This is a genomic window from Streptomyces sp. AC627_RSS907 (genome assembly GCF_019049165.1).
Map to the genome: position 1 here is coordinate 20,993 of NZ_JAGMUE010000143.1, position 11,723 is coordinate 32,715.

At 73.0% G+C, this 11,723-nt stretch carries 5 protein-coding genes; 2 read left to right on the forward strand and 3 right to left on the reverse strand.

The features are described from left to right. Positions 1–19 precede the first annotated feature (19 nt). Entirely contained in the window at positions 20–3,370 is a 3,351-nt protein-coding gene (locus KUM32_RS28375; RefSeq protein WP_217144825.1) for a hypothetical protein, read from the forward strand. Positions 3,371–3,906: 536 nt separating this feature from the next. Beyond that, positions 3,907–4,488 carry a sigma-70 family RNA polymerase sigma factor gene (locus KUM32_RS28380; protein WP_217144826.1) on the forward strand — a complete coding sequence of 194 codons (582 nt, stop codon included), beginning with the start codon at positions 3,907–3,909 and terminating at the stop codon, positions 4,486–4,488. A gap of 233 nt (positions 4,489–4,721) precedes the next feature. Here KUM32_RS28380 and KUM32_RS28385 read toward each other — a convergent pair whose 3' ends face one another. From KUM32_RS28385 to KUM32_RS28395, 3 genes are all read right to left on the reverse strand, one after another. Beyond that, positions 4,722–8,027: a right-handed parallel beta-helix repeat-containing protein gene (locus KUM32_RS28385; RefSeq protein WP_217144827.1), complete on the reverse strand. Its 3,306-nt coding sequence runs from the start codon at positions 8,025–8,027 to the stop codon at positions 4,722–4,724. Between the two features lie 203 nt (positions 8,028–8,230). Beyond that, entirely contained in the window at positions 8,231–9,292 is a 1,062-nt protein-coding gene (locus tag KUM32_RS28390) for a type VII secretion system-associated protein (RefSeq protein WP_217144828.1), read from the reverse strand. Between the two features lie 330 nt (positions 9,293–9,622). After that, positions 9,623–11,723: hypothetical protein (locus tag KUM32_RS28395; RefSeq protein WP_217144829.1), on the reverse strand; the 2,101-nt coding region annotated here is incomplete at its 5' end.

Sequence of the window (11,723 nt, forward strand, 5' to 3'; positions counted from 1 at the left end):
AGCCCGGGGCCGGTGCCGGGTGAAGCGCTTCGGCTCGGCCGTCTCCCGGGTCATCGGGCGGCGATCCGATCCGGCCGCCGGGGACCGCGCGCAGAACCCGGCCGCCGCACTGCACACGGAGACCGCCGACGGCGTACGGCTCATCCGCTCACCGTACGAGGACCCTCCGGAGGCGGCGGGGGTGCCCTGGCGGTCGCTGCGCGCCGGAAGCGGTTGCGTGACCGTCGTCGTCGGCGCCGCGGCAGCCGCCGACACCGAGCTGTGGCCGGTCCTCGGGGATGTCCTCGACTCCCTTGTCGAGGAGGGCGTCGAGGAGGTCCGGCTGACGCTGGCCGGTGCGGCCGCCAGGCAGGGCGATGGCCGCCGCTCGATCGCCCAACGCGTCGCGGACGCCTGGGACCTGCACGTCACGGCCGCGGACGGCAGCGTGGTCGTCGTCCCCGACGGCTCCCTGTTCACGGCGGCGGAATCCCCCGGCGCAGCCTGGCACCGTTTCGGACCCGGCGGCAGGGTCGAAGGGCTCGGTCCGCGCCACCCGGCACCGGCCTGGCAGGCCGCCTACGACCGCCTGCCGCACCACCTGGACGACGGTTGCGTCGTCGAGCCCGTCCCGGCCGGGGTCCTGGTGCGCGGTGAGCGCGACGCGCCTCCCGGTCCGGGCGGCCTGCCCTACGCGGTGCCCCCGGACGGCGACCATCCGTTGGTCCTGGTCGGCAGCGTGCGGGGGCGCCCCGTACCGGCTTCCGCGGTCGCCGAGCTCCTCGCCGCGCTTCCGGGGGCCGTTCGCGACGCGACGCGGCTCGCCCCTGCGACGCACCGCGACCTCCTGCCGATCGCCCAGGAAGTGGCCGACCTGCTCGGCGTACAGGTGGAGGTCCTGACCGGTCTGCCGCTGGCCGCGGAGGACGATGAGTCCGGCGGCGGAGTGGCGATCACCTTGACCGACGCCGCCGGCCGGCCGACATGGCGGCCCACTGTCAGCGCCGTCGGATGTCTGCCGGCGCGGCCGGGGGAGCGGCCGCGGCCACCCTACCGGGCGCGGCTGCGGTCCCCACTGACCAGTGGCCGCCTGGAACCCGACGGCACTGTCGGGCTGTCGGACCTCTGGCGGCTGACCCTGACGCGTTCCGGTGGTGTGGTCGAAGCGCGCACCCAGCCGCCGTCGCATCCCGCCGTGCGGCCGGTCGACCCCGAGAGGTTCGCCGTCGAGGTCAGGTGGCAGGGGGCGCGAACGGACCCGTCCTTGCTGCGGGCCTGCGAAGTGCTGTTGAACGACCTCCATCCGCAGCTGCGGTGCTGCGCCGAGCTGCGGGTGGGACGGCTTGCCGGGGACGCCCTGCGTGACGCGACCCGCCTGGCCGTACGCCACGGAGTCGCCCTCACCCAGATGTCGGCAGCACCCGGTGGGCGCCCCGGGCCGATTCCGCCCGCCGAGCCGACCGTGCCGACCGTGCCGACCGTGCCGACCGTGCCGATCGGGCCGGCCGAGCCGGCTGACCCCGCCGGGCACCGGCCGCCCGGCACGGTCCCCGGGGGCGGCCCTGCACCCGAAGGCCGGCCGCTCCGGACTGGCCGGTCGAGGGAGGTCCTGGCCGCCTTGACGGGCGGCGACGACGGGAGCGCCACGGCGGAGGGCCCCCGCGCGGAGAGGCCCACCGCGTCGGACGGCCCCGCACCGGAGGGCCCGCCGCACCGGGCCGGCAAGTCGCCGGAGGTGCTGGCTTCCCTGACAGGCGACGACGACCGGAACGCCACGGCGGTCCCGGACGTACCGGGCGTGGTGCAGGCCGGTACTCCGCGACGACCTTCAGGAAACAGCGCGGTGCCGACCGGCACCGGCACGGGCAGAGACGGTGGCGCTGCGCCCGGCTCGGGCGGCTCCGGCTCCGGCTCCGGTTCCGGTGGCAGGGAGGCGCGTACGGCCGACCGGGCGGGCGGGTCCGGACCGAGGCCCGCCGCGCTCGGCGACCGGCGAGGGAGCTGGCCCTCCCCGGCCCATCCGGCAGCCGGCCCGCCGGAGGCTTCCGGGCCGCTGTTCGGGCCCGGGGCGGCACAGCCTCCCGTCGTCGGGCCGTCCGGTACGGCGCGAGGTGATTCCCCGGACGGCAACCCAGCCCGATCCGGCACCCCGCTGCCCGAGTCGACTCCCGGCACCGGGCCCACCGGGCGGCGAACGGGCCGGCTGGGGGAGCGTCCCCCGGTGTCCGAGGAGGAAGGGGACACGGGTGCGGCCGCGAGGCCTGCCGGTTCGGTAGGCCCTGCCGGCATCGCCGGCTCGATCGATCCTCTCGGGATTTCAGGGCCGGCCGGACCTGAGGTCTCTGACGTCTCTGACGTCTCTTCCGGGAGTGGCGCCAGACCTGACGCGCGGGCGGCGGAAGAACGAGCGGTGCGTCCCCCCGTGTCCGCGACGCAAGGGTCCGCGGGCGCGGCCGTGAAGCCGGCGCGCCCTGCCTCCCTTGCCGGCTCTGTCAGTCCTGCCGGTGCTTCTGACCTCGGCAGCGGCCCCGGCCCCGCTCCCGCTCTTGCAACGGGGAGTCCGGCGGGCAGCGGCGACCGGGCGGCGGCGCAGGCCGGGGATGACCTGTCGGCAGGCCGAACCGGTGGCGTGCCTGCCGCGCGGGTCACGGCCCCGGCCCGGTCGACCCCACTCGCGGTCAGCGGGCCGCCGACCGCCCAGGACCGGGCTGCCTTCCGGGAACTCGTCGGTGGCGTCTGGGACCGGCACGCCTTCGCGGTCAGCCGTGCCCTGGTCCGCATGCCCGCGCTGCGCGGCGCGCGGGTGGACGAGGCGACCTGCGACCTGCTGGCGGTGCACCTGTATCTGACGGCTCCCGAAGAGGAGCCCTTCGCGCCCCGGAATCTGGACGAAGCGTTGTGCGAACAGGACTCCACGATGCTTCCCTACGCGGCGTGCCTGGCCGCCGGCCTGCGCAGGCTGCCTTCGTACCGCGGGGTGGCGCTGCGCGGGACGTACTCGGAGGTGACGCATACGCCGGGCGGCGTGCTGCGGACCGGCAGCCCGGTCGGAGCGCTGCCGCCGGCAGCCGCGGCCGGCAGGACGCCCGACTGCGCCCTGTGGGCCGTCACGGCACGCCGTACCAAGGCGCTGCTCGGCCCGGACGCCGAGGACCTCGTCCTGTTCCTCCCCGGCACCGAGTTCGACATACTCGACGCTGCCGACGGCGACGGAAGTGCCCCCCCGGTCCTGCTCGCCGAACGCATGCTCGGACCGGCCGGTGAAGCGGCCGCGGAGCGAAGCCGCCGAATGGCCACGGAGAGGCTGCACGAAGCCCTGCGGCACCTGCCTGCCGCCCAGACGGGCACGTCCCCCAAGTGGCCGCGGCACTGTCAGGGCGAGGTGCACTGACGCCGCGGGTCGGTGCCGGCCGGCAGAGGCGGGGCACGGAACCGTACGGCTGCCGGGGCACGACACGGCGAGGCGTCGGGAGATGACCCCGGCCTTCAGCGGACACGCGTCGATGTGCCGCGACCGGGCGGGGCACATCGACGCGCGACGTCGTCCCGCGGAGCCCGTCCTGCTCCGGCCGACACGCTCGGGAGAACTGGACCAGGGCAGGCCGTCCGCGCAGAACTCGGGCGAAATCCCCACCCGCCCCTTGAGTCTGTCACGCAGCGACAACCCTTCATATGCAACCAAGTCGGTGACTCCTGGCGGACAGGGAGAAGGCGGCCGACCGCCGTCTGACCGTGCACAGCCCTTGGGAGGGTGCTGCTTCTTCCGTGACCCCTTGAAGGCCTCAGGCCGCCTCGGTCCGCTCCCCGAAACACCACAGCAAGATTCCTTCAAGAATCGTCCAAGTTCGCTCATCCAATGTGGGACTGCCCTTGCGCCTGGTCGAAGGGCTGCCCCCACGAACCTGATTGACGATGAGGACGCCACCAATGAGGCGGACGACCGACCTTGTACCGACTGCTTCCGCCACCGGTACGGGGGAGCGCACCGACGGCGCCGCGGCCGACGAGTGTGCGGAGTTCATCCAACTGCTGTACGCCGAACACGGGACGCCGCTGCTGCGGTACGCGGCGCGTCTGCTGGGAGGTGACTGGCACCGGGCAGAGGACGTGTTGCAGGAGGCCGCGCTGCGGGCGTGGAAGCACGCGGAGGAACTGGGCCTGAAGGTGGAGGAAGCACGGCCCTGGATGTTCACGGTGGTGCGGAACCTGGCGATCGACCACCATAGAGCGCGCCGGATCCGTCCGCCGGAGACCCCCTCGGTGGAACTGCGCGACCTGTCCGTGGAGGACGGCACGGACAGGGTGCTGATGTCACAGGCGGTCCTGGAAGCGCTGGCCGAACTGACCGACCAGCATCGCGAGGTGATCCAGCTGATGTACTACCTGGAGTGCAGTGTGGCTCAGGCGGCCGAGTACCTGGGGGTACCGCCGGGGACGGTCAAGTCGCGGTCCTACTACGCCTTGCGCGCGTTACGGAAGGTGCTCGAGGAGCGCGGCATCGTCCGATGACGTCACCGGTGCGCCGCGGAGATCCGTACGGGACGCCGCCCGCGTCCGGGCTTCCGGTCTGACGCCACGGACTCGGTGCGCGGGACACCCGGGCTGTGCGGGTGTCCCGCGGCCGGCCCCGGCTTGCTCGCGCGAGACGGTCCGGCCCCCCGCCCCCGACTGCCGGACCGTGCGGGAGGCCCGCCGCCCGCGCGCGTCGGGGGCCCGGCTCCCCGACGCCTGCACCGCTGTCGTCACACGGCGGCCACCTGGATGTCGACGTCCTCCGGCAACAGCAGCCGCAGATCGGCCATCGTGGGCGACCGCAGGGTGCTGATCCGCCGGGCGTGGCGGGTCATCATCGACTCCAGCAGCTGCCGGGCCAGCCGGGCGTTGCCGAACGTACGGTCCCTGGGCAGGACGCTGATGCGGGCGCGGAGCACCTCCTCGGTGGCGTCCGCCAGCTCGTATCCCGACTCGGCGGCCCGCTGGCGCATGATGGTGACCAGTTCCTCGGTGGAGTAGTTCCCGAAGGTCACGTGCCGGGAGAACCGTGAGGCGAGGCCGGGGTTGGAGGCCAGGAAGCGCCCCATCTCCTCCGTGTAGCCGGCGGCGATGACCACCACCTCGTCGCGGTGGTCCTCCATGAGCTTCAGCAGGGTGTCCACCGCCTCGCGGCCGAAGTCGGAGGGTGAGCCCTCGGGGGTCAGGGTGTAGGCCTCGTCGATGAACAGCACCCCGCCCACGGCACGTTCGAACGCCTCCTTGGTGAGCTGGGCGGTGTGCCCGACGTACCGGCCGACCAGGTCGGGCCGTGCCACCTCCACCAGCTGTCCCTTCGGCAGCACCCCGAGAGCGTGCAGCAGTTGCGCGTACAGCCGGGCCACGGTGGTCTTGCCGGTGCCGGGCGGCCCGGCGAAGACCAGGTGCCGGCCGATGGCGGGGGCGGGCAGCCCCGCGGCCTGCCGTTGCCGGGTGGCGGCGAGCAGGTCGATGATGTCCCGGACCTCGCGCTTGACCTCCGCCAGCCCGACCATCTCCTCCAGACGGGCCAGCATCTCCTCCTTGTCCTGCGGGGCGCCGTCCGAGGCGGGGGCGGCCCCCGCGTCCTCGGGCAGCAGCAGCGACAGGTCGGCCTCGCCCGGGTCGGACAGCGCCGCCAGCCTGGACGCCTGACGGTCGATCATCTCCTCGAAGACCTGCCGCGCGGCGCGCGCGTTGCCGAAGGTGGCGTCCCGGGGCATCGACTCGTAGCGGGCGGCCAGCGCCGCGCGGGTGCCCGGGCCCAGGGAGTACTGGTTCCCCTCGCACATGTCCTCGGTGATGGTGACCAGCTCGTCGACGGAGTAGTTGCCGAACTCGATGACGCGGGTGAAACGCGAGGCCATACCCGGATTGGAGGCCAGGAAGCCGCTCATCTCCTCCGAGTAGCCGGCGGCCACCACCACGACGTCGTCACGGTGGTCCTCCATCAGCTTCATCAGCGTGTCGATCGCCTCGCGGCCGAAGTCGTGCCCCGAACCCTTCGTGCCGGAACTGAGGGTGTACGCCTCGTCGATGAACAGCACTCCGCCCAGGGCCCGGTTGAACGCCTCGGTGGTCTTGATCGCGGTGCCGCCGACGATCTGCGCCACCAGGTCGGCGCGCGAGACCTCCACGAGGTGACCCTGTTCCAGGACACCCAGCTCGGCCAGGATGCTGCCGTACAGCCGGGCCACGGTGGTCTTGCCGGTGCCGGGCGGCCCGGCGAACACGATGTGGCGGCTCATCGCGGGCACCGGCATGCCCAGCCGGATCCGGCGCTGCGCCATGTCGTTGAGGTTGACCAGGGTGCGGACCTGCTGCTTGACGTCCGCGAGGCCGGTGAGCGCCTCGAGTGCCTCCAGCGGGCCTTTCGGCCGGGGCCGCGCCGCCGGCTGTGCGAGGTGTCCGGACGCGGCCCCGGAGGTGCCGGCCGTGCCGTCGTCGGGGGAGGCCAGTCCGTTGTCGTCCTGGTGCACCTCCCGCAGGGTCAGCCGCTCGTGGCCCTGGGGGGCGCGCAGGCCCTGGCCCTTGTTCCCGCGCAGGGTGCAGTGGCTGGCGGTCACCGGCTCGCCGCTGTCGATCCGTACGCCGTCGCCGGTGTTCTGCGTGACCTCGCAGGAGGACAGCGTGGCCCGGCCGCCGTCGGCCACCAGCACGCCGTGGCCACCGGAGCCGGTGACGAGCACCCGGGTCAGGGTGAGGTCGGCGCCCTCGCGTACGGCGACGCCCGTACCGCTGGACTGCCGGACCTCGCAGTCGCTCAGGGTGGCGCGGGCGCCGTCGGCGCTGACGCCGGTGCCCGAGGCGGACACCAGCACCGTGTCGCCCATCGTCAGGTCGGCGCCACCGGAGAGGTGGACGGCCGAGCCGCCCGCGTCGCGGACCGTGCACTGCTCCAACCGTCCGCGGCCGCCGTCGGTCACCTCGACGCCGTGTCCGCCGGAGCCGGTGACCTCGGCGTGGCGCAGCACCGGACTCGCGCCGGAGCGGATGGACACGCCGGGCCCGGCGCAGTCCGTCACCTCCAGGCGGTCGAATCGGGCCGAGCTGTTCTCCGCCAGCCACACGGCCGGGGCGCTGCCCGTGCAGCCGTGCACCGACGTGGTGCGCAGGACGGGGGCCGCGTGCTGGAGGATCCGCAGCGCGGGGGCCTGGGAGGCGCTGAAGGAGCACTCCTCGAAGGTCCCCCGGGCCCGCTCGGTGACCGTCAGCGCGCTGTCGCCGGTGCGCTCGGTGCGGCAGCGGACCATGTACGGGTCGGTGCCGGCGGACAGCACGATGGCCGCTCCGGTGGTGTCGCGGACGGTGACGTCCCGCAGGGTCTGGCGTGCGCCGCTGGTGATCATCACGCCGACCGCTGTGGAGTGGACGACGGTGTTCTCCACCGTGGTCAGCGCACGGTCCTCCAGCGCCAGCGCCGGCTTCTCGGCGGCGCTGATGTCGCAGTCGGTGATCCTCGTCTCGGCCTCGCCGTTGCACAGCACGCCGTTGCCCTGGGTGCCGCGCAGCCGGGACCCGCGGATCTCGGCCCGCCCCTTCTCGCTGACCACGACGGCGGAGCTGCCCAGGTGGTCCATCTCGCAGTTCTCCACGACGCTGCTGGTCGGGGCAGTGATCACCACTCCGGCGCCGGTGGGGTTGGCCACGTGGCAGTCGCGCAGCGCCAGGAAGCCGGTGTCCCGGGCGAGCAGCGCCGTCCACCCCGACCCCACCACGGTGCAGCCGTCCAGGGCCACCTCCCCCCGGGCGGCGTCGACCACCGGCAGGTCCTCCTGCCCGCCGCGCAGGGTGAGCCCGGCCAGCATCACGGCGTCCGCGGCCAGGGTGACCGCCGTGCCCCGGCGGGGACACAGCTCCACCGAGCCCGGCTCGTCGTCGGCCACGACGGTCACCCGCCGGTGGATGGTGAGGTTCTCCTCGTAGCGTCCCGGCCGGACGCGGATCATGGCGCCCGTACGGGCCCGGGCCAGCGCTTCCCCGATGGTGCGGAAGCTGTCCGGCTGTTCCGGGCAGACGGTGAGCAACTGCCGTGACACCCTCGACCTCTTCTCCTGTCAGTGCCGTCGCCCTCGCCGGCGGCTCGCGGGCATGCCGAGGTGAGCGGTGGCGGTCCTGCCTCTGGCTACGGCGGCGGCAGGCGTTCAGTTCGACTCCGGCCGCAAGAGTCGTCCGGACGTCCGTTCCGGCGACCGTCCGGACGGCCGCCGTTCCTTGCCGGCGGGGCCGGCGGGCGGCTCCGCTACGCGCCGCCCTCCGTCGTCGGGGACGGCTGGACCAGCACCCGCAGCACGCTGTCCGCGAGCGTGCCGACGTCGTCAGGGGCCGGGGCGGATTCCTGCTCGGTGCCGGCCGGTTGGGTGCTGTCCGGTCGGGCGCTGTCCGGTTCGGTGGCGTCCGGCTCGGTGTTGGCGGGTTCGGTGGCGTCCGCCTCGGTGTTGTCCGGTTGGGCGCTGTCCGGTTCGGTGCCGTCCGCCTCGATGCTGTTCGCCCCGGGGCCATCCGGCTCGGAGCTGACGGTGCGCAGCGGACGGGCGACGCCGGGCTGGTCCGGCGGGACCGCGGCCCGGTCGAGGATGTCCGCGGCGTCGACCTCCAGCGCGGCGGCGGAGGACATGCTGATGAACAACAGCCGCTCCACGTCGTCGGGCAGGAAGCCGGACACCTCTGCCACGGGCAGCACCTGGTAGAAGGCATCGTCGTCGGCCGGCTCCTCGCCGGGCTCCGGGGGCGGGAGACTGAACACCACTGCCGCTCGCGCCCCCTCGGGCGTGGTCTCCACCCGCGGGGCCCGGTCCTCGTCGAGGAGGACCGCCAGCCGGCCGACGGCGGCGAGTGCCTGCGCCACGTCCTGCTGGGGACCGTACCCGGTGGCGGCCCACTGCAGCGCCCGGTCCAGGTCGTCCAGCGGCTCCGACCAGCCCAGGGCCTCGGGGGAGGGCCGGTAGTTCTCGTTGTCCTGCCAGGCGACGATCTCGCCGGAAGCGTCCGAGCGCCACCGCCCGAGCACGGCCCACTCCGGCGGTATGCCCTCCCCCACCCACGTCGGGTCGGGCATGTAGAACCAGTGGTCCGGGGCCACCCGGGCGGCTCGGACGATGTCCTGCGGCGGTTCGGGAATGTTCTCCGGGCCGGTGATCAGGAGATGGGGTTCGGGGATTTCAGGGTCCCAGATGGCGGCCGGTTTCGGGGCGCCGGGCAGGTTCAGGTTCTCACTTTGCGCGCGGCCGGGATCCGGTACCACGTCTACGAGCGCCGGCGGCGGCGTGCTCGGCTGTACGGGCTCGGGGGCCGGATGGTCCATGCTCGGTGTCCCTCACTGTTGTGACTCGTTGCGTGGCCGGGATGGCTGGGCCTCGACACCGAGTCCTACGCGGACCACCCGGCCGCGGTTCACGAAGACACGCACACGGCTGCGAACGACCCCGTGACGCGAGGCGGGGGACGTGGGCTCACCTCCGGCGGCACGCCGGAGCCGGTCAACCGGAGTACCGGGGCCCGGTACCCCCATCCGTTGAGTCAGGTAGCCGTTTCCTTCGCGGATGACCTGCTGTCTGAGCCGGTTGGGATGATGACGGGGCAGGGAGTGGAGGTTTTCGGCGATGTTCCACAGGGCACGGGCTCGGGCCAGGGCTTAGTTCTCGGTGTCGGTGGCCTCGGTGGGGTTCACCGCGGCCGGGTTTGTCCCGCGGGGGTTTTCGCCGTACAGCCGGACCAGCAGGCGGTGGAGGCGATTATGGTGCTTTTCCACCCAGTCCGGGCCGCCGTTGTTGCGTGGCAGTCCGGTGTAGGGATCGGTGCCGGCGTTGGCCATGAAGTAGACGTTGGTGAGCTGGGCGAAGAACTCGTACTGGTTGAGGCTGCTGTAGTTGGGACCGGTGCGGCTGCCGTCGGCGTCGTGGCCGTAGAGGGCGCCGTCGGGCCAGGCCCCCGCCGCGCCGGCCTGCTGGGTGGCGTCGTAGGCGTCGCTGATGAGCTTCTTGTCGGCGTCGTCGAGGCCGTGGAAGTGGATGGTGTGGGCGATCTCGTGCACGGTGGTCGAGTAGCCGTCGGCCTGGGCGGACTCCACGAAGGGCACGGTGGAGCGCTCACCCAGGAGGTTCTCCTCGGTGACGGCCGCGCTGTGCTGAGTGGCGCCGCGGACGGACTGCCAGGAACGGCCGTCAGCGGTGACGCCGCCCTGGAGGTCACGGAAGGCGTCCAGGGACGTCATGGCCTGGCTCCTGGGCACCACCACGACCCGCGAGCCACCCTTGAGCAGCCGCGCCGCGACGTCGGGGTCCTGGAGCATCTGGGTCACCTGGGCACGGGCTCGGTTACCGGCGGTGACGGGCTGCTCGACGCCGTCGGGGACCTGCGTGATGAGGTAGGCGGCGACCGAGGCGAACTCGGCCGGGGCGAGCCGGGCCCGCAGGGTGTCCACGAGCACGGGATCAGCGGCCAACTGCTCGCGGTGCGCGGGCGCCAGCAGTGCCAGCGCCGCCTCACGCTCGGCGCCCGACAGACCGGGCAACCGCACGGCGAGCTCCTGGACCGGATCACCCGTAACCTCCGGGCGAACCCGCAGCCCATCGGCCAGAGCAGCATCCGCCCCCAAGTCCTGCGCGAGCGTGTTCGTACCGCCGGGGGCGGTGCCGGACGGCAACTGGATCGATTCGAAGTGCGGCCGGTGGGGCTCCGTGAGCACCCAGCTGGTGTTGCTGGGGGCCCCGTTGGGGGTGGTAGCCGGGACCAGGCGGAAGGTGCCGTTGGCATCTGCGGGGGACACCGTCAGGCCCGCAGACTTTGTGTACACGCGGCGGCCGGTCCGGTCGGCGATGGTGCGGGCGAGGGTTTGTCGTCCGCCCGGGTCGCCGGAGACCGCCAGCGCGACCGGCACACTCCTGTCCTGGGTGAGGAGGCGGAGGTGGAGGACGACCAGTTCGGTGACTTCGTCGAAGGGCAGCCGGTGGTGTGCTCCGTTCGGCCAGGTGACCGCAACACCGTCGGCTTCGACCTCGGCGATCAGGAAGTATCCCCTACCTCCCATGCGGGAATCCAGCTTCGTGATCGATTGTTGGATGAGGACGAGTCCGAATCCGCCGTCAGTGGTGGGAACGGTCCGGTGTACGAACAATCCGGCGGACCATCGCAGGTCTTGGGCGGCCCATGCCGCAGGGCCGTTTCCGTCGTGGTCGATGGCGTAGAGCTGTGCTGCCCGCACCATCTGTGCCTGTTGATAGCCGTTGGGCAGCCCAGCCGGGTGGTGCAGGACCTTGTGAGCCAGATTCTCCACCGAGTCCGGGTATCTGTCGATGGCGAGTGCTGCGCGGGCCAGGGACCAGTAGGCCAGGGCGCGCTGTTCATCCGGCGTTCCCTGTCCTTCCGCCGGGCTGATGTACTTCCGGTAGGCCCTTACGGGCTGCAGGACATCGCTGATCATCTGCTCGTCCGGATGGGCGGGCAGATAGGCGGTGAGGTTCAGGCGTTCGGCCAGTACGGTTTGGGCGCGCTCGGTGGTGGTGGTGCGAGCCCAGTGGGCGGCGTTGGTGAGCAGGGCGTGGTACTCGGCGGCGGTGGGTTGGGCGGCGTGGTATTCGGTTCGGGCTGCTTCGGTGGCGTATTTGAGGAAGGGGAGGGTGAAGGGAAGGGGGGAGTGATCGGGGTAGGGGCGGGTGAGGCTGTCGTTGGCTTGGCGGAGGCGTTCGAGGGCGCCGATGCCTTCGACGAGGGTGGGGTCGTTTTCGGCGGTAGGT